Annotated in this window: 14 protein-coding genes; 7 read left to right on the forward strand and 7 right to left on the reverse strand. The window is 49.3% G+C overall.

Going from position 1 to position 20,222, the window contains the following annotated elements; all coding sequences use genetic code 11:
• Positions 1-118 precede the first annotated feature (118 nt).
• On the reverse strand, positions 119-4,039 hold the full coding sequence (gene purL, locus R3289_RS09035; RefSeq protein ID WP_318925192.1) for a phosphoribosylformylglycinamidine synthase: 3,921 nt from the start codon (positions 4,037-4,039) through the stop codon (positions 119-121).
• A gap of 350 nt (positions 4,040-4,389) precedes the next feature.
• Between purL and mltF the strand changes: the two genes are divergently transcribed.
• Both mltF and R3289_RS09045 read left to right on the forward strand, forming a co-directional pair.
• Positions 4,390-5,904 (forward strand): membrane-bound lytic murein transglycosylase MltF, encoded by a 1,515-nt coding sequence (gene mltF, locus R3289_RS09040; protein ID WP_413466689.1) that lies wholly within the window; start codon positions 4,390-4,392, stop codon positions 5,902-5,904.
• A 221-nt stretch (positions 5,905-6,125) separates the two neighbouring features.
• Complete coding sequence (locus R3289_RS09045; RefSeq protein ID WP_170107741.1) at positions 6,126-6,278, forward strand: hypothetical protein; 153 nt, start codon at positions 6,126-6,128, stop codon at positions 6,276-6,278.
• 108 nt (positions 6,279-6,386) lie between these two features.
• Here the strand turns inward: R3289_RS09045 and tadA are convergent, their stop codons facing one another.
• A complete protein-coding gene (gene tadA, locus R3289_RS09050) occupies positions 6,387-6,908 on the reverse strand; it encodes a tRNA adenosine(34) deaminase TadA (RefSeq protein WP_318925193.1) in 522 nt (173 codons plus the stop codon).
• Positions 6,909-7,017: 109 nt separating this feature from the next.
• A complete protein-coding gene (locus R3289_RS09055) occupies positions 7,018-7,887 on the reverse strand; it encodes a LysR family transcriptional regulator (RefSeq protein ID WP_318925257.1) in 870 nt (289 codons plus the stop codon).
• Positions 7,888-8,111: 224 nt separating this feature from the next.
• On the opposite strand from R3289_RS09055, the gene R3289_RS09060 reads away from it, so the two are divergent.
• Both R3289_RS09060 and fghA read left to right on the forward strand, forming a co-directional pair.
• Positions 8,112-9,242: an S-(hydroxymethyl)glutathione dehydrogenase/class III alcohol dehydrogenase gene (locus tag R3289_RS09060; RefSeq protein WP_318925194.1), complete on the forward strand. Its 1,131-nt coding sequence runs from the start codon at positions 8,112-8,114 to the stop codon at positions 9,240-9,242.
• A gap of 85 nt (positions 9,243-9,327) precedes the next feature.
• Positions 9,328-10,173: an S-formylglutathione hydrolase gene (gene fghA / locus R3289_RS09065; protein ID WP_318925195.1), complete on the forward strand. Its 846-nt coding sequence runs from the start codon at positions 9,328-9,330 to the stop codon at positions 10,171-10,173.
• 72 nt (positions 10,174-10,245) lie between these two features.
• Here fghA and R3289_RS09070 read toward each other — a convergent pair whose 3' ends face one another.
• The 3 genes from R3289_RS09070 to guaB all read right to left on the reverse strand — a co-directional run bounded on the left by R3289_RS09070 (position 10,246) and on the right by guaB (position 15,457).
• Positions 10,246-11,805 (reverse strand): AbgT family transporter, encoded by a 1,560-nt coding sequence (locus R3289_RS09070; protein WP_318925196.1) that lies wholly within the window; start codon positions 11,803-11,805, stop codon positions 10,246-10,248.
• Between the two features lie 489 nt (positions 11,806-12,294).
• Positions 12,295-13,878 (reverse strand): glutamine-hydrolyzing GMP synthase, encoded by a 1,584-nt coding sequence (guaA, locus tag R3289_RS09075; RefSeq protein WP_318925197.1) that lies wholly within the window; start codon positions 13,876-13,878, stop codon positions 12,295-12,297.
• Positions 13,879-13,993: 115 nt separating this feature from the next.
• Positions 13,994-15,457, reverse strand: coding sequence for an IMP dehydrogenase (gene guaB / locus R3289_RS09080; RefSeq protein ID WP_318925198.1), 1,464 nt, complete (start codon positions 15,455-15,457; stop codon positions 13,994-13,996).
• A gap of 259 nt (positions 15,458-15,716) precedes the next feature.
• Between guaB and xseA the strand changes: the two genes are divergently transcribed.
• Complete coding sequence (gene xseA / locus R3289_RS09085; RefSeq protein ID WP_318925199.1) at positions 15,717-17,066, forward strand: exodeoxyribonuclease VII large subunit; 1,350 nt, start codon at positions 15,717-15,719, stop codon at positions 17,064-17,066.
• A gap of 85 nt (positions 17,067-17,151) precedes the next feature.
• On the opposite strand, the gene R3289_RS09090 is transcribed toward xseA, so the two are convergent.
• A complete protein-coding gene (locus R3289_RS09090) occupies positions 17,152-17,376 on the reverse strand; it encodes a zinc ribbon domain-containing protein (RefSeq protein ID WP_318925200.1) in 225 nt (74 codons plus the stop codon).
• Between the two features lie 199 nt (positions 17,377-17,575).
• Between R3289_RS09090 and R3289_RS09095 the strand changes: the two genes are divergently transcribed.
• A complete protein-coding gene (locus R3289_RS09095) occupies positions 17,576-19,093 on the forward strand; it encodes a GH1 family beta-glucosidase (protein ID WP_318925201.1) in 1,518 nt (505 codons plus the stop codon).
• 78 nt (positions 19,094-19,171) lie between these two features.
• Positions 19,172-20,164, forward strand: a complete 993-nt coding sequence (locus R3289_RS09100; RefSeq protein WP_318925202.1) for a LacI family DNA-binding transcriptional regulator — start codon at positions 19,172-19,174, stop codon at positions 20,162-20,164.
• The last annotated feature ends 58 nt before the right edge of the window (positions 20,165-20,222 follow it).

Raw genomic sequence — 20,222 nt, forward strand, 5'->3', positions numbered from 1 at the left:
AAGGCAGATAAAGGCTAATTCAGCCGGCTTTTTGGCCGCTTTCACTCCGTCTGATTATAAAAAAGCCGCGACCTAATCAGATCGCGGCTTTTGGGGTACTTGGACGTTTGCGTCTACATCAACCGATATTAACGCGCGCGTTGCGGAACATGCGCATCCACGGGCTGTTTTCGCTCCAGTCATCCGGGTGCCATGAGTTGGCCACGGTACGGAATACGCGCTCTGGGTGAGGCATCATGATAGTCACACGGCCATCCGTGGTAGTCAGGCCCGTAATACCGTTTGGCGAGCCGTTCGGGTTAGCCGGATAATTCTGGGTAACATTACCGAAGTTATCCAGGTAACGCAGTGCCACCGTACCGGATTGCTCAATGGCATTGAGGTGTTCACCGTTACGAACTTCGACACGACCTTCACCGTGGGAAACCGCGATAGGCATACGCGATCCCGCCATTTCATTAAAGAACAATGAGTCACTCTTCTGCACTTCAACCAGGCTAAAGCGCGCTTCAAAGCGTTCTGATTCGTTACGTACGAAACGAGGCCATAGATCAGCACCCGGGATCAAGTCATGCAGGTTTGACATCATCTGACAACCGTTACAGACCCCCAGAGCCAGGGTATCGTTGCGGTGGAAGAAGGCTTCAAATTGATCTCGTGCCATGTTGTTGAACAACACTGACTTCGCCCAGCCTTCACCGGCACCTAATACGTCACCGTAAGAGAAACCGCCGCAAGCGACAAGGCCATTGAAACCATCCAGCTTCACGTTGCCAGAAAGAATATCACTCATGTGAACATCTCTCGCATCAAACCCTGCACGATCAAAGGCTGCTGCCATTTCCACATGGGAGTTAACGCCCTGCTCTCGCAGAATCGCCATTTGCGGTTTCGCGCCCTTGTTAATAACAGGAGCGGCGATGAATGGCGCAGCAACATCTTTGTTAATGTCAAAAGATAGCTTGATGTTCAAACCAGGATCGCTGTTGTCTTTCTTGGCCTCAAACTCTTGCAATGCACCTGCCGGGTTATCACGCATCGCCTGCATCTGATACGTGGTTTCAGCCCAGATAGTACGAAGTTCTGTCCGGCTCTGCTCTAAAACGCGGTCGTTGCCATTCCAGATACGAACCACATCTTCATCAACGACAGTACCAATCACATGGCTACAGGCTTCCAGGCCGTTTGCTGCCAGTACCGATTGAACCGTATCGAGATCTTCCGTGCGAACTTGCAGTACCGCACCTAGCTCTTCGTTGAATAACGTTGCCAGTACATCGTCGCATTCATCAAATTCAGAGGTGTTGATATCCACTTCAACACCGGTGTGACCGGCAAATGCCATTTCAGCCAGGGTGACATACAAACCACCATCACCACGGTCATGGTAAGCCAGTATTTTTTCATCTCGGACCAGAGCTTGAACTGCGTAGAAGAAGCCTTTTAGTCGCTCTGGGCTATCAACATCAGCAGGCTTGTCACCCAATTGCTTATAAACCTGTGCCAGTGCTGTTGCACCGAGGCGGTTTTGACCACAGCCGAGATCAATCAATACCAGGCTTGATTCGCCCTTATCGGTACGGAGCTGAGGCGTGACGGTCTTACGGACGTCTTCGACACGGCCAAATGCGGTAATAACCAAGGATAGCGGAGAAGTAACTTCCTTGTGTTCACCGTCTTGCTCCCACTGGGTCTTCATCGACATCGAGTCTTTACCCACCGGAATGGTCAGGCCAAGCGCCGGACACAGCTCTTCACCGATCGCTTTAACGGCTTCGTACAGACCCGCATCTTCGCCTGGGTGGCCGGCAGGAGACATCCAGTTCGCAGACAGGTTGATACGCTTCATGTCGCCGATATCAGCACTTGCGATATTGGTAATGGCTTCACCGACGGCTAAGCGTGCAGACGCACCGAAATCAAGCAGGGCTACGGGCGTACGCTCACCCATTGACATCGCTTCACCATGATACGTGTCATAGCTCGCAGCAGTTACGGCGCAGTTAGCAACCGGTACCTGCCACGGACCAACCATCTGATCTCGTGCAACCAAACCTGTTACCGTACGGTCACCAATAGTGATCAGGAAGGTCTTCTCAGCAACAGCTGGCAGACGGAGCACACGGTGGGTTGCTTCTTCTAGCTTGATCGCACTGCGGTCAATGGCCTGACCTTGCACTTTTTGCGTCTTAACGTCGCGATGCATCTTCGGCGCTTTACCCAACAAGATATCCATCGGCATATCAATTGGCGTATTGTCAAAGTGACTGTCTTCCAGCGTCAGGTGACGTTCTTCGGTGGCTTCACCCACGACGGCGTATGGCGCACGCTCGCGTTTACAGATCGCATCAAATACCGCCATGTTTTCTGGTGCAACCGCCATAACATAACGTTCTTGCGATTCGTTACACCAGATCTCTAACGGGCTCATACCGGGCTCATCGTTAGGTACATCGCGCAACTGGAACTTACCGCCACGTTCGCCGTCATCAACCAGCTCAGGCAGTGCATTAGAAATACCGCCCGCCCCTACATCGTGGATAAAGGCGATTGGGTTGTTTTCACCCATCTGCCAGCAACGGTCGATCACTTCCTGGCAACGACGTTCCATCTCTGGATTTTCACGCTGTACCGACGCGAAATCTAAATCTTCCGCAGACTGACCCGATGCCATGGATGAAGCGGCACCGCCGCCCAGACCAATGTTCATCGCTGGGCCGCCAAGGACGATTAATTTGGCACCTACCGGGATTTCTTTCTTCTGTACGTGTTCTGCCCGAATATTTCCCATGCCACCGGCAATCATGATCGGCTTGTGGTAACCACGGATTTCTTCACCGTTGTGCGAGATCACTTTTTCTTCGTAGGTACGGAAATAACCTAACAGGTTAGGACGACCGAATTCGTTGTTAAATGCAGCGCCACCTAGCGGCCCTTCGAGCATGATATCTAATGCGTTAACGATACGCCCCGGTTTACCGAAGTCGGTTTCCCATGGCTGTTCAAACCCAGGAACGCGCAGGTTAGAGACAGTAAAGCCCACCAGACCCGCTTTTGGCTTACCGCCGATACCGGTCGCGCCTTCATCACGAATTTCACCACCAGAGCCGGTAGAAGCGCCAGGCCAGGGAGAAATGGCGGTTGGGTGGTTATGGGTTTCTACTTTCATCAGGATATGTGCTGCTTCCTGATGGTAGTTATATTGACGAGACTCTGGATTGGGGAAGAACCGGCCGACGTCTGAGCCTTCCATGACTGCGGCATTATCTTTGTACGCAGACAGAACGTGCTCATGGTTCTTTTCGTAGGTGTTCTTGATCATTTTGAACAATGACTTTTCCTGAACGACACCGTCGATAGTCCAGTCAGCGTTAAAGATCTTATGGCGACAGTGCTCTGAGTTTGCCTGAGCAAACATCATCAGTTCGATGTCGTTAGGGTTGCGTCCTAATTTAGTAAAATTTTCGACTAAGTAGTCGATTTCATCTTCAGCCAGTGCCAGACCTAGCCGCCGGTTCGCCTCTTCCAGCGCTTTTCGGCCGCCAGCTAAAATATCAACGCTCTGAACTGGTGCCGGCTCAGCTTGGGTAAAGAGTGCAGTCACAGCATCTAAATCAGTGAAAACCACTTCCATCATCCGATCGTGGATCAGACCTTTGAGTTCGGTTAGCTGTACATCCGTCAGAGCAGCCGTTGTGTCTACATAGTAAGCCGTACCGCGCTCTAGGCGCTTAACGTTATTTAACCCACAGTTATGGGCGATATCAGTCGATTTAGAAGACCATGGAGAGATAGTTCCCGGACGAGGGGCAACCAACAGCATCGTGCCTGTCGGCTCATGCTCAGCAATCGTCGGACCGTAGGTTAGCAGGCTTGCCAGCTTGCTTTGTTCATCAGCATTCAGGGGAGCCAATACATCAGCAAAATGCATAAACTCAGCGTAAATGCCTGACACAGGCAGATCTAACTCGCGGCAACGCTCTAGTAGCTTATTAACGCGAAACTCAGACAGTGCGGGTGAACCACGCAAAATTTCCATGTGCGTACGTCTCTCGATTAGCAGTTGAATGAAGGTGATATTGGCCTAACACCCAGTTCAGCCACTGGGCTAATTACGTCAATGCCACCTTTTTCACCAAATTGACCCGATAAATCGAAGCGACGGAAGGTCAGCGGGCCCTAGTATAAAGGAATTTTTTTTGTGACGTAACTCTTGACGCAACCGTTTGCGTGTTTTTTTTCGATCCCGCCATCATATGAGGAAAAAGACACCATCTGGCCATTGTCGATGGCAAAATGAGTAATTCTTCCCGAGATCAGGGCAGAGTCACTTTGCTGAGTTGTCTAGCTTTGGTATAAAGAACCCCAAATTATAACAATGAGCATTTTTTGTTGAGCAATGATCTGTTAATCACGAAGATTCGATACCTCTTCATCATCTTCCTGACATTTGTGCTACTCAGCGGATGTAAGAGGCAGGAGAGCACGCAAAGCGATCTTAAACAGATCCGCGAAAGTGGTGTTCTTCGGATTGGTACGCTAAACAACCAGCTGTCATATTACATTGGCCCCGACGGCCCGACGGGGCTCGATTATGAACTCGCCCAGCGCTTTGCCAGCAAGTTAGGTGTCAAACTTGAAATGCAGCCAATGTTTGCCCTGTCTGGCCTGTTTCCCGCTTTACAACGTGGCGATGTCGATATCATTGCCGCAGGGTTGACGATCATCCCTGACCGTTTGGTCTCATTCCATGCGGCACCGGCTTATTATTATGCCAGCCAGGTCGTGGTGTATAAAAAAGGACAATGGCGACCTCGCACTCCGGCCGATCTTGCCCAAAACAAAGGTCGCTTAACCGTCGTCAAAGGCTCCAGCCATGAAAAACGCTTACTCGAACTGAAAGCGGTGTATCCTCAGCTGACCTGGGAATCTGTCGAGGAAATAGACAGCGATGAACTGCTACGGATGGTTGCCGCGGGCAAGCTCGATTTCACCCTTGCAGATTCAGTTGATGTTGCCCTGAACCAGCGTATTCACCCTGATATTGCGCTGGCGATGGAGCTGACCGAAGATGAAGCGATCAGCTGGTTCGTCAATAGCACAACCGATGACAGCCTTTATGCGCTGTTAATTGAATTCTTCGGCGAATTGCAGCAGAGCGGTGAATTGGCCCGGCTGGAAGAAAAGTACTTTGGTCACGTCGACACGTTTGATTATGTTGATACCCGTGCATTCTTACGAGCGCTCGAGAGCAAGTTACCTCGCTGGGAGTCTCTGTTTAAGAAGTATTCCAGTGAACTTGACTGGCGTCTGATCGCCGCGTTGTCTTATCAGGAGTCACACTGGAACCCACGCGCAGTTTCACCCACCGGTGTCAGGGGCATGATGATGCTGACGCTACCAACCGCAAAATCGGTTGGGGTCAAAAACCGGCTTGATCCTGAGCAAAGTATCCGTGGCGGTACCCATTACCTACGCAAGATGATCGGCCGTATTCCTGACAGTATCGAAGCTCACGAAAAAGTCTGGTTTGCCCTCGCATCCTATAACATTGGCTTCGGCCATCTGATGGACGCTCGCCGTTTAACCAGACAACAAGGCGGAAACCCTGATGCCTGGAGTGATGTTAAACAGCGCCTGCCATTGTTACGCCAGCAGAAGTACTACAAACAAACTCGCTACGGTTATGCCCGCGGGGATGAAGCCCTCAACTATGTTGAAAATATCCGCCGCTACTACCAGAGCATTATTGGTTACGAACAAGCGCATAACCGTGAGCCGCAGAGCGACGAGATTCAGATGATTGATGGCTTGCAAACTATCACCCCGATCTTACCGGACAAACAGTCCAGTGATCAGAATGTGCTCAGTAAGACAGAAACGATAAGCGAAGTCAGCCAGTAGCCTCATCGCTATAGGTTCACATACTCCCCAGCAGCCCTACGTCATGTAGGGCTGTTTATTTTTCGAGCGAAGCGTTATAGCAATCGGGATAAGTATCAAGGTGAGATCTGGATCATTCTTAATTTCATATAATTACGTCACAATCCGAGCAATATACAGCATCATCCGGTGCTTACTGTGAATCAGTGTTTGACTGGCACATCTTTTCAGAAGAGAAAATAATGAGATTCTCGAAACAACATTCGGCAATGAAGCGTTTAAGACAACGCCTTACATCGGCAGCAACCCGCCGTAAACGTCTAAGTATCAATACTCATCGTAAAACACTCTGGCGCCAGCGTACTTACATTGTTGCCGCTAACATTGCCAGCTAATACCGCGGGCTGATTTCAGATACGATTGGTTTCAGATGGGTAATAATAAAGCTCGGTCATTGTTTTTTACCGGTATTTCCGAGCTTTGTGATTGGCAGCCTTATCATCTTAAGATTTAGCTTGCGCTGCCTGTCTGGCTTTTTTCTCCGCTTTTTTTTCAGCCCGGCGACGCTTAAAAAATGCCTGCAGTTGCCCCCGGCATTCCTCGGCCAGTACACCTGACTGACAACCGACATGGTGATTGACCTGATCATAACTCAGCAGGTTCATCAGACTGCCTGCGGCACCGGTTTTCAGATCATGGGCACCAAATATCACTTTGCCTATCCGACTGTGGACCATCGCCCCCGCGCACATCGGACACGGCTCCAACGTTACGTACAGTGTGGCATCAATCAAACGGTAGTTCTGCACCACTTTTCCAGCCTGACGCAATGCCATGATTTCTGCATGTGCCGTCGCATCATGCTGACCAATCGAACGGTTCCAGCCTTCACCCACAACCTGACCGTTATACACGACCACTGCACCAACCGGCACTTCCCCTTCGGCTTCCGCCAGAGACGCCAACTCAATCGCACGGCGCATATACAGTTCATCTTGGTTTATGTCTGTGTTCTGATCTGTCACGGGCTTTCTCAAATACGGTCATTTATCTGCGCGGCCGATTATATACCCAAGCCACCTCAAGATGCGAGATTCTGCATTGTACGTGGTTGGGAATAAGCCACGTTAACGCCTATGCCAATTGTCCCGCCAGATAATCCACCAGCATCCGCACTTTAGGGGATAAATGGCGGTTGTTGGGATAGAGAGCCCATATCCCTTCTTTCGGCTCCTGATAATTATCCAGCACCGATATCAGGTTGCCGGCTTTAAGCTCCTCGTCAACATAGTAATCAGGTAGCTGTACCAACCCTATCCCTTTTAACGTCGCATCGAGTAAGCCATAGCCGCTATTACAGATCAGCGTTCCACCAACCCGCACGCTCTTTTCTTTCCCTGCTTCCTGAAAACGCCAGTAATCGTGATTGCCTACTAAACAGTTATGGTGGCGAAGCTCAGATAAAGAGTGAGGAACGCCATATTTTTCCAGATATTCAGGTGCGGCGCAGACAAACTGGGTCCGGTTGGCGAGACGTTTCGCCATCATGGTAGAGTTCGATAACTTGCCTAAACGGATCGCCAGATCGTAGCCCCCTTCAACCAGATCAACCTGCCGGTTGGTGAGATCGACTACGACCTCAACCTCAGGGTAACTCAGCATAAAGTTACTTATTAGCGGCATAATGTACTTTTCGCCATACGTCACGGGCGCTGTCAGCTTCACGATCCCTTGCGGAGTGTCACGCAGATTACTGATAGCCCTCTCCGCTTCTTCCAGTCCATCCATGATCTGACGGCAATGGCGGTAATACACCGTTCCTTCTTCGGTCAATGACACCTTACGGGTCGTGCGGTAAAACAGTTTTGTACTCAGCCTGTTTTCCAGCGCACTAATTTGCCGACTGACTTGTGCGGTGGAAATGCCCAGCCGCTTCGATGCCGCCGTAAAGCTACCGGTCTCCGCCACGGCCACAAACTCGGTTACCCCTTCCCATAAAAACATTGCACGACCTGCCTGCTGACTCATCCAGCCCTGATTATTACACACTGGTAAAAGTAATTTGCATTTCAAGCTAATTATCATCCATCAGGAAACAAATACAATAGCTTCCATTGAAACAAACCACGCAGCACCACAAAGTTATTCGTTGTTACCAAAATTCTCTCCTACTGTGTATGGGTAGGAACAACAATCAAAGGCTCAGAGCCTGAACAGAGAGAACGAAAATGTCTGATCAATTTATTAAATCCAAAGCCGCAATCGCTTGGGGTCCGAATCAACCCCTCTCGGTTGAAGAAGTCGATGTGATGCTACCTAAAGCCGGTGAAGTCTTAGTGCGTATCGTCGCGACGGGTGTTTGCCATACTGATGCCTTTACACTTTCCGGCGACGATCCTGAAGGGATCTTCCCGGCAATCTTAGGCCACGAAGGTGGCGGTATTGTTGAGCAAGTCGGCGAAGGCGTCACAAGCGTACAAGTTGGCGACCACGTTATTCCCCTTTATACGCCAGAATGTGGTGAATGTAAGTTCTGTAAATCAGGCAAAACCAACCTGTGTCAGAAAATTCGCGAAACTCAGGGTAAAGGCCTGATGCCAGACGGCACGACCCGCTTCTATAAAGATGGCCAGCCTATCTTCCATTACATGGGGTGTTCGACATTCTCTGAGTACACGGTACTGCCTGAAATTTCACTGGCAAAAGTCAGTAAAGATGCGCCACTGGAAGAAGTCTGCCTGCTAGGCTGCGGAGTCACCACCGGCATGGGTGCCGTTCTGAAAACTGCCAAAGTTCAAAAAGGCGATACTGTTGCTATCTTTGGTTTAGGCGGTATCGGCCTGTCTGCCATCATTGGTGCAACCATGGCTGGCGCCAGCCGGATCATCGGGATCGATATCAATGAAAGCAAGTACGAACTGGCGAAAAAACTGGGCGCAACGGATTGTATCAACCCGAAAGATTTTGATAAGCCCATTCAGGAAGTGATCGTTGAGATGACTGACGGCGGCGTAGACTTCTCGTTCGAGTGTATCGGTAATGTTGATGTCATGCGCTCGGCGCTTGAGTGCTGCCATAAAGGCTGGGGCGAATCGGTCATCATTGGTGTTGCTGGCGCTGGTCAGGAGATTTCAACCCGCCCATTCCAGCTAGTGACAGGGCGCGTATGGCGTGGTTCTGCTTTCGGTGGCGTAAAAGGCCGCTCTGAACTGCCAGAAATCGTTGAGCGTTACATGGCGGGTGAGTTTAAGCTGGATGATTTCATCACCCATACCATGGGCCTTGAGGCGATTAATGATGCGTTTGATCTGATGCACGAAGGTAAGAGCATCCGTTCAGTGATCCACTACGACAAATAATCGTAACCACGACAAGTTAGCGCTGCTCATGCAGCGCTAACTGTTTGCATCGTTGTTAACCTTTGATAGCCATTAAGAGTCCCTCATGACCCTAGACAATATCAGCGCCAGCAAATGTTTTGGTGGCTGGAACAAGCAATACACCCATCGTTCTGCAGTATTAAATTGTGAAATGCGCTTTGCCATTTTCCTGCCGCCACAGATCAGCAAAGGGCAGAAAGTCCCCGTTCTTTACTGGCTGTCAGGGCTGACCTGCACCGATGAAAACTTTATGCACAAAGCCGGCGCACAGCGTATTGCCGCAGATCTTGGGATTGCCATCGTCGCACCAGATACCAGCCCGCGCGGCGAAGGGGTCGCCGATGATCCCGATGCTGGTTATGACTTTGGTTTAGGGGCCGGCTTCTACGTCAATGCAACTCAGGCGCCCTGGAACCGCCACTACCAGATGTATGATTACGTGGTCAACGAGCTGCCGGATCTGATTGAAGCGCACTTTCCGGTCACGCAGCAACGGGCGATCAGCGGTCACTCGATGGGCGGCCATGGGGCACTGACTATCGCCTTGCGTAACCCGCAGCGTTACAGCTCGGTATCTGCATTCAGCCCTATCTCGAATCCGATTAACTGCCCCTGGGGACAAAAAGCATTTACCGGTTACTTAGGCCAAGACAGTGAAAGCTGGAAACAATATGACGCATCAGAATTAATGAAGCAGGCTGAAACCAAGCTACCGGCTTTGATTGATCAGGGTGATCAGGACGGTTTCCTGGCAGAGCAGCTCAAACCTGAAGCGTTAATCGCAGCAGCGCAAGCCAGCCAATATCCGTTAGAACTGCGCATGCAGGAAGGTTATGATCACAGCTATTTTTTCATGGCGAGCTTTATCGAAGATCACCTGCGTTTTCATGCCAGCCACTTCGCGGCATAATTCAACGCCTGCTAAAAAGCCCGGCACCTTGCCGGGCTTTAATAGTTTCCACTGAAAATATCTCAGTAAAAATCACATGCTATAGGTGTACGGAGCCTGAATACCCAGCGGAATACCGAGTGCCCAGTAGGCCAGCAGGAAGAGGGTCCAGCCAATCAGCATCGCGATAGAGTAAGGCATCATCATTGATGCAAGAGAACCAATACCGGAGCTCTTCACGTAGCGCTGCATATAAACAACAACCAATGGGAAGAAGACCATCATCGGCGAGATGATGTTCGATACCGAGTCACCGACACGGTAAGCAGCCTGTGTCAGTTCAGGAGAAATACCGACCGCCATTAGCATCGGCACCAGGATTGGACCAATCAGTGCCCACTTCGCCGATGCAGAACCCACCAACAGGTTTATCAACGCAGTAAGCAGAATCATACCCACAATTGTCACCTGACCAGGCAGGTTCATCGCGTGAAGCATCTCGGCACCAGAAAGTGCAAGTAGCGTACCCAGGTTAGACTGGCTAAAAGCAACCAGGAACTGGGCAATGAAGAATGCCATCACCATGAAACTGCCCATGCTGCTCATTGTCGCTGACATTGACTTAATGACATCGTCGCTCGACTTGAACGTACCAGCTACTTTGCCGTAAACCACCCCGGGGATCACAAACAGAATGAAGATCAACGGCACGATAGACTGCATCAGTGGTGCTTTAAAGGCGGTAATTTCACCTGCCGGCGAGCGCAGTGGCGAGGTTTCAGGGAAGACAGCGGCAATCAGTACTACAATACCTGCAACCATTGCCCAGCCAGCACGCGAGAAGGCTTTGCTTTCGGTTTCAGTGAAAGAGCCCATATCCGGCGCTTCTTCCGCATCGTCATCAACCGCGGTATTCGCTAGACGTGGTTCAATGATTTTCTCTGTCACATACCAGCCAATAGCCACAACTAAAACTGAAGATAACCCGGTAAATAGCAAATTAGATAGCGGGTTAACAATATAGGCAGGATCGAGAATTTGCGCCGCAGACTGGGTAAAGCCAGCAAGAAGAGGATCGATCCCGGAAGGAATAAAGTTTGCAGAAAAACCACCGGAAACACCCGCGAATGCCGCAGCGATACCCACAAGAGGGTGACGGCCTGCCGCATGGAAGATGATACCACCGAGCGGGATAACCAAGACATAACCCGCATCCGCCGCAGTGTGCGATACAATCGCCACTAGGATCAGCATCGGTGTTAGCAGTTTCGCCGGGGTGAAGTTAAGCATTTTCTTCAGGCCGGTATTGATAAAGCCAGACGCTTCTGCCACACCAACACCTAGCATCGCCACCAAAACAATCCCCAGAGGGGCAAAACCGGTGAAATTCTTCACCATATTTGCCAAGAAACTGGCAAATGACTCACCCGTTAGCAGATTTTTCACTTCAACAGCCTGTCCGGTTACAGGGTGAACAAAACCAAAGTCAAATTGAGATAATATTGCGGACAGCACCCAGACAATGATTAGTCCCCAGAAGAACAGCAACGCAGGATCCGGAATTTTGTTTCCTGTTCGCTCAATTACGTTTAAAAATTTATTCATCGCACTGGAAGGTACATCCGGTGCTTTTTGTACGGCTTCGTTACTCATGGGAGCTCCATGCTCTTGATGATGTTGTTAATTTGCGGCGGTGTATTTACCTGTCGGGGTCGGCAGGTATTTTGATCTTATCGCCAGTCAATCTGATACTTTCTTGATATGAAAAAGCCACCATATATTGTAATAAAAACAACCACAAAACAAGCATGTTAAACCAATTAATCTTACAGGCTTGCTAGGTTGTATTGTAAATAAATATTAATTAAAAACATAACCCTAACAACCACAAAACAATAACACCTCACTGCTACAACAATAGGTGCTGCAAAAAAATTGCTAAATGGCTCAATTATTAATGGCATTAGTATGATTTGCTTAAACGGAATTCCCGGAGCACGCACTTATCGTGTGGCAGAAACCAAAAAAGACACCCGCAGGTGTCTTTTGAATTCATGCTTGCCGAATTGGCTCAACCAGCACGATGTATTTTACTTTCGTCGCAAGTTCATGCCAAACGCGACATCAACCCGCAAAGAAAAATTATTCCCACTCGATCGTTGCAGGCGGTTTACCCGAAATATCGTAAACCACACGCGAGATCCCATCGACTTCATTGATGATACGGTTCGAAACCTTACCTAAGAAGTCATATGGCAGGTGTGCCCAATGCGCGGTCATAAAGTCGATAGTCTCAACCGCACGCAGAGAGACAACCCAGTCGTATTTACGACCGTCACCCATCACACCAACAGAGCGAACAGGCAGGAATACGGTGAATGCCTGAGACACCTTGTTATAAAGATCGGCGTTGTGCAGCTCTTCAATGAAGATAGCATCCGCACGACGTAGCAAGTCACAATACTCTTTCTTCACCTCGCCAAGTACACGCACGCCCAGACCTGGCCCCGGGAATGGGTGACGATAAAGCATGTTGTAAGGCAGGCCTAACTCTAACCCAATCTTGCGCACTTCATCTTTGAACAGCTCTTTAAGCGGTTCGACCAGCCCCATCGCCATATCGTCAGGCAGACCGCCCACATTGTGGTGCGATTTGATAACGTGTGCTTTGCCTGTTTTCGATGCCGCTGATTCAATCACATCCGGGTAAATGGTTCCCTGAGCCAACCATTTAGCATTTTTCAGTTTCTTTGATTCTTCATCGAATACATCGATAAACACATGACCAATGATCTTACGTTTTGCTTCAGGATCGTTCTCGCCAGCCAATGCATCTAAGAAACGGTCTTCGGCTTTAACATGTATAATATTCAGACCGAAGTGGTCACCAAACATGTCCATAACCTGCTCACCTTCGTTTAAGCGAAGCAAGCCGTTATCAACAAATACACAGGTTAGCTTGTCACCGATAGCACGGTGAATAAGCATCGCGACGACGGATGAGTCAACACCACCAGACAAGCCGAGAATAACTTCATCATCACCTACCTGCTCTTTGATATCCTCAATAGCATTTTCGATGATATTGGCTGATGTCCAAAGCTTCTCACAGCCACAGATATTAAGAACGAAGTTCTCGATAATACGCATGCCCTGACGGGTATGGGTAACTTCCGGGTGGAATTGCACACCGTAGAAATGCTTATCTTCGTTGGCAATTGCCGCAAACGGGCAAGTATCAGTTTGCGCAACCTTAACAAAACCAGACGGGATTTCGACCACTTTATCACCGTGGCTCATCCACACATCCAGCAAGCCATTTCCATCTTCGGCTACTGCATCTTCGATATTTTTCAGGAATGATGTTGGTTCAATGATTTCGACTTGCGCGTAACCAAATTCACGCATTGAAGAGCCAGCAACTTTACCGCCAAGCTGCTCAGCCATGGTTTGCATCCCGTAACACACACCAAATACAGGTACACCCGCTTCAAACACATACTGTGGTGCGCGAGGTGATTCATCTCCGGTTACGCTCTCTGGCCCACCAGAAAGGATGATACCGTTCGGGTTGAAATCACGAATATCGGCTTCATCAACGTCCCAGCTCCAAAGCTCACAATAAACACCAATTTCACGGATACGGCGCGCGATCAGCTGAGTATATTGAGAACCAAAGTCCAGAATAAGGATACGTTGGTCATGAATATTTGTAGATGTAGTCATTATCGAGAAGTCTCAAAAATAAATAAAAATAGTGGGGGCAATAAACGCCCCCGATCTTATACAAGTTTCCCGCTCAGGCAAACGTTTTCGTTACGATCGAATGATCTGTAAACAATTAACGCATACGGTAGTTGGGTGCTTCTTTCGTAATGGTCACATCGTGGACATGCGACTCTTTGATACCAGCACCAGAGATACGAACAAACTCAGTTTTAGTACGCATGTCCTCAATCGTCGCAGAACCGGTCAGACCCATGCTTGAACGAAGGCCGCCCATCTGCTGATGAATGATTTCTTTGACATGGCCTTTGTAATCAACACGACCTTCAATACCTTCCGGTACCAGCTTGTCTGCGGCGTTATCAGACTGGAAGTAACGATCAGAAGAGCCTTGAGACATCGCACCGAGAGAACCCATACCGCGGTAAGATTTATAAGAACGGCCTTGATACAGTTCAACTTCGCCCGGGGCTTCTTCAGTACCCGCAAACATTGAACCGACCATTACGCATGATGCGCCCGCAGCAATCGCCTTACACAGATCGCCAGAGTAGCGGATACCACCATCGGCGATAACAGGAATACCAAAGTCTGATGCTGCTTCGACAGCTTCAGAAATAGCCGTTAGCTGAGGAACCCCCACACCGGTAACAATACGTGTGGTACAGATAGAGCCAGGGCCAATACCCACCTTAACCGCATCAACACCGGCATCGATGAGTCCGCGCGCACCGGAAGCAGTCGCTACATTACCACCGATGATTTGTAGTTCAGGGAACGCTGCACGGGTTTCACGAATGCGTTGCAGAACGCCTTCCGAGTGACCGTGAGAAGAGTCGATAAGCAGCACATCAACCCCCGCTTCGACCAATGCCTTAACGCGTTCTTCGTTCCCCGCGCCAGCACCTACCGCAGCACCAACACGCAGGCGACCTAGCTCATCTTTACATGCGTTAGGCTTACGTTCCGCTTTCTGGAAGTCTTTCGCGGTGATCATGCCTTTAAGCTGGAAGCTATCATTCACCAATAGCACTTTCTCTACACGGTGCTCTTGCATGATGGCTTCAACTTCTTCACGCGAAGCACCTTCTTTCGCTGCCGCCAACTTATCTTTTGGCGTCATCACTTGTTCAACCAGCATCGAAAGATCGGTAACAAAACGTACATCACGGCCAGTAATGATACCAACCAGCTCGTTGTTGTCAGATACAACCGGGTAACCAGCAAAACCATTAATTTCAGTCAGTTCTTTCACGTCAGCAATCGTAGCCGTTGGTTGAACCGTCACAGGTTCAGACACCACGCCAGCCTCGAACTTTTTAACCATGCGAACCTGAGCCGCTTGCTGTTCGATAGACATGTTTTTGTGAATGAAACCGATACCACCTTCCTGAGCTAACGCTATCGCGAAACGTCCCTCGGTCACTGTGTCCATTGCAGCAGAAACCATAGGAATGTTGAGCGTAATTTTCTTCGTTAGTTGGGTGCGCAGATCGGCAGTGTTAGGGAGAACCGTAGAGTGTGCTGGAACCAGCAGAACATCATCAAAAGTTAGAGCTTCTTGTTTGATACGTAACATTGCAATATCTCACACCGAGTTAGGGTTTATAGAAGGATAAAATATTGCGAACGAATTATACGTAGGGTGCAATCGTTTGGCTACAAAAAAATAATATTTTTTTATTGACACTTTTTACTTGATACGTAATATATGTCGGTTAAGTTTCCGGTGCTGCGGTCAGCCGTGTACGCCCATGATCTGTCTATAGATCTGCCTGTACACTTTTCATTCTCTTCCAGCACTTCAGTTTGCCTTTCGACAACAGGTGTCTCACCTCGTGACTATGTTCGCCCAACAGACCCAATCAAACGATCGTATCTATACCGTTTCCAGCCTGAATGCCGAAGTCCGATTATTACTCGAAAATGAAATGGGTATCGTCTGGCTGGTTGGTGAACTGTCAAACCTGTCGATACCGGTTTCCGGCCACTGGTACTTCACCCTGAAAGATTCCCGCGCTCAGGTAAAATGTGCCATGTTCCGCGGTAACAACCGCCGGGTAACCTTCAAGCCAGCCAATGGCAGCCAGGTACTGGTTAAGGCGCGTTTGTCACTGTATGAACCGCGCGGTGATTACCAGCTGATTATCGAAAGCATGCAGCCGGAAGGAGATGGTCGCTTACAGCAGCAATTTGAACAGCTAAAGATGGCCCTTGCCGCTGAAGGATTATTTGCCCAGTCACTGAAAAAAGCACTGCCGGAGCAGCCCAAGCGAGTGGGAATTGTGACCTCGAAAACGGGCGCGGCACTGCATGATATTTTGAACGTTTTACAACGCCGCGACCCAAGCCTGCCGATTGTTATTTACCCGACGATGGTACAGGGAGAAGGCGCTGCTATCTCGATAGCACAAGCCATCGGGCGTGCCAATACCCGCCAGGAATGTGATGTCTTGATTGTTGGGCGAGGCGGTGGCTCGCTGGAAGATTTGTGGGCCTTTAACGAAGAAATTGTGGCCAGGACTATCGCCGCCAGCCAGATCCCCATTGTCAGTGCGGTCGGCCACGAAGTCGATGTATCTATTGCTGATTTTGTTGCCGATGTCCGCGCGCCGACACCCTCTGCGGCGGCAGAACTGGTCAGTCGCGACATGACTCATCAGACGCAGAAGATCAACCAGAAAAGACAACAGTTACACCATGCCTTCCGTCACTATATAACGGGACACTCTGCCCGTCTGGTGCAGCTACAGCACCGTTTGGAACGCCAGCATCCGCAATTGCGATTAAACCAGCAACAGCAGCATCTGGATGATATTTCCAGCCGCCTAGAGCGCGCAATCAATAAGCTTACCGCCGGGCATCAGCAGCATTTAGATCGAATCGAATACAAACTGGCTTTACATTCGCCGGCACAAACAATTAAACACAATTCGACCCGACTGAAACAGACCGAACACCGTCTGCTCGATGCCATGGATCGCCGCCTGCTCAATGCCAGCCACAAGCTGGCCATGGCCGCTGAAAAGCTGGAAACCGTCAGCCCGCTGGCAACCCTTGGCCGCGGTTATTCCATAACCCGGGACACCAAGAATAATGTGATCCGTCGAGCTGATCAGGTTAAGCCCGGGGATGAGTTACGCACGAAAGTCGCAGAAGGCGAAATCCGTTCTGTGGTCACGGAATAACCGCAAAATACCCCGTATTCCCGCGCCAAAAACAGCGGTGCAAACGGTATTTTTTCTTTCTGAAGGCATGATAAGCGTAGATAGACTACGCTTTTTCAAACCGGATTTTAACCCGGGACTTAGATTTTAACTCATTGCAACTATTGCAGAAATAACTCGCTGAACCACATGCCTGAAGCTTTTCCATTTCATCATTGCAGTCGGGGCAAAAAGCCCTTTTCTTCACAGCATGCTGACACGAATCGCAATAATAACCATCGTTCTTCCAGCTCAGTTCTCTTTGACAGCTGGGACATAGATTACCGCTCATAACACCCTCTTTCTTTAAAATGATCTTTCCATACCTCAGGGGATCATATACCCAAACCACCTAAAAGAGCAGAGTTCAGCAAGAATTGAGCTTGTCCGGTCTATTATCAAGCGCAAACAAAATCCGGGTAACACTTCCGCCGCTTGATCCTACTTAGATACATCCACTTTAATGATCATGATCACGCAAACAGAAAGAAATGAAACCGGTTTCTGTAACCGGTTTCATTTTTCCGTTACTGTCGGTTCACTCCTTTCAACCACCTAAAGGTAAACGTGCCATGCCGAGCAGTAAAATCGTTTCAGGCTTTCCGGATAACTTCTTATGGGGAGCGGCTTCTGCAGCCTATCAAGTCGAAGGGGCTTACAATGTTGACGGTAAAGGCCCGTCAATCTGGGATAGTTTCTCGCACCAGCCAGGTACCACACATGAAGGAACTAATGGTGATGTCGCCGCCGATCATTACCACCGCTTCAAAGAAGATGTCGCTTTGATGGCAGAGATGGGGATGCAGAGCTACCGTTTTTCTATTAGCTGGCCACGTTTATTTCCTAAAGGTCGCGGCAAGGTTAACGCGGCAGGTGTAAAGTTTTACAGTGATTTGATTGATGAGTTGCTCACGCATGGCATTAAGCCCATGATTACATTGTATCATTGGGATTTGCCGCAAGCCTTACAGGATATCGGCGGCTGGGAATCTCGTGAAACCGTCGATGCCTTTGAGCAATACGCCCGCCTGTGCTATCAGGCATTTGGTGACCGTGTCGAGTTATGGTCAACCTTCAATGAAACGTTAATCTTTATCGGTATGGGTTACTTTACCGGCGCCCACCCTCCGGGTTTACATGATCCCAAGCGTGGCATCCAAGCCTGTCACCATGTATTCATTGCGCATGCCAGAGCCGTCAAGGCATTCCGCGAATACAAAAACACAGGACAAATACCGGTAAATGGGCAGATCGGCTTTGTCAACGTCATGCAACCCCACGACCCGATCACGAATAGCCCTGAAGATGTTGCGGCTTGCCATGTGGCAGACGATCTTCTCACCCATTGGTTATATGATCCGGTATTAAAAGGCGAATACCCCGCCCATATTCTCAACATCGCGCAACTGACCTGGGGCGTGCCGGAGTTTGCACCAGAAGATGAAGCGTTGCTCAAAGACAACATCTGTGACTTTATCGGCGTGAATTACTACAAACGCGAATGGGTTGCGGCGAATCCTGATGTTGATAACACCAAAATCAATACCACCGGCAACAAAGGTTCCGGGCAAGAATTTGGTATTAAAGGCCTGTTCAAATTTGTTCATAATCCCAAGTCGACCTATACCGATTGGGATTGGGAAATCTACCCTGAAGGACTGTGCGTTGGCATGATGCGCTTGAAAGAGCGTTATGGTGACATTCCGTTCTACATTACGGAAAACGGCCTTGGGGCTAAAGATCCGATCATTGACGGCGAGGTTATTGATCAGCCACGCATTGATTATCTTTCCAGCCATATTGATGCGGCTGAATCGGCCATCAAACAAGGTATCGATGTACGCGGTTACTACCCGTGGTCTTTTATTGATTTACTCAGCTGGTTAAATGGCTACCAGAAACAATACGGTTTTGTGTATGTCGATCGTGAGAATGATTTGCAGCGCAAGCGTAAGAAGTCCTTCTTCTGGTACAAAGACGTCATTGCCTCCAATGGCAGCAAACGTTAATTCACTTTGTTGATTTATATAATTGCCCGACGACGTTCGGGCTTTTTATTCGTCTCACAACACGCGGAATGAAAATCGATGGCAACCATCAACGATGTATGTACGTTAGCAGGGGTCTCGAAAGCCACTGTCTCACGGGTACTAAACAATACCGGCCAAGTAAAGAAAGCCACTGCCGAGGCCGTGTATCAGGCGATGAAATCCCTCAACTATAAACCCAATAGCCTTGCCCGTGCTTTAGCAACCAACAGTACCAATACCCTCGGTTTGGTGGTTTCTGCCTTTGAGGGGGCATACTTCAGCAGCCTGATGGAAAGAGCATCAGAAACAGCAGCTGAGGCAGGAAAGCAGCTGCTGATCATGGATGGCGGCCACAGCAGCAAAACCGAACAACAGGCCATTGAGAGCCTGGTTGAGCGTAAGGTCGACGGCATTATTCTTTATACCCGCAAGATGCCAGAAGATGCGCTAAAACAGCTGCTGATAAACTTACCGATCCCTTTGATTGTTATTAACCAACAGGTTGAAGGTTTCGAGGAACGCTGTATCAGCTTTAATCAATACCAGGCCGCACAGCAAGCCACTGAATTTCTGCTCAGCAAAGGCCATAAGGAAATCGCCTGCATTACAGGGCCGGATTCGTCAGTCAATTCCAGCCTTCGCCTGCAGGGCTTCAAAGACACGTTAGCCGCCCACAAACTCCAGTCCTGCGGTATCTATCGCGGTGATTACTTCAGGCAGAGTGGTTACCGTGCTTGTAATGACCTGCTAGCAAGCAAACAGTCTTTTAGCGCCATTTTTAGCGCAAACGACGATATGGCCATGGGGGCGATTCGTGCACTGCACGAAGCAGGATTGCGAGTACCGCACGATATTTCAGTCTTCGGTTTTGATAATGACCCGGCAGGCGAATTTACGATACCGAGCCTGTCTACCGTTATGGTGCCGATCGAGGAAATGGCACGCTCTGCTATCGCACAGGCCTTACGACTTATCAACGGACAAGAGATCAGCACTATTGCGCTTTTTTCGGGCAACTTGATCGTGCGTGAATCAGTTGATCATTTGTAAAAACTACCGCGTTCAGCGATCTGGTTCCAAAAGAACATTTATCAATACACATCCCGAA

Origin of the sequence: Photobacterium sp., assembly GCF_033720175.1 — a bacterium.
Lineage (GTDB): Bacteria > Pseudomonadota > Gammaproteobacteria > Enterobacterales > Vibrionaceae > Photobacterium.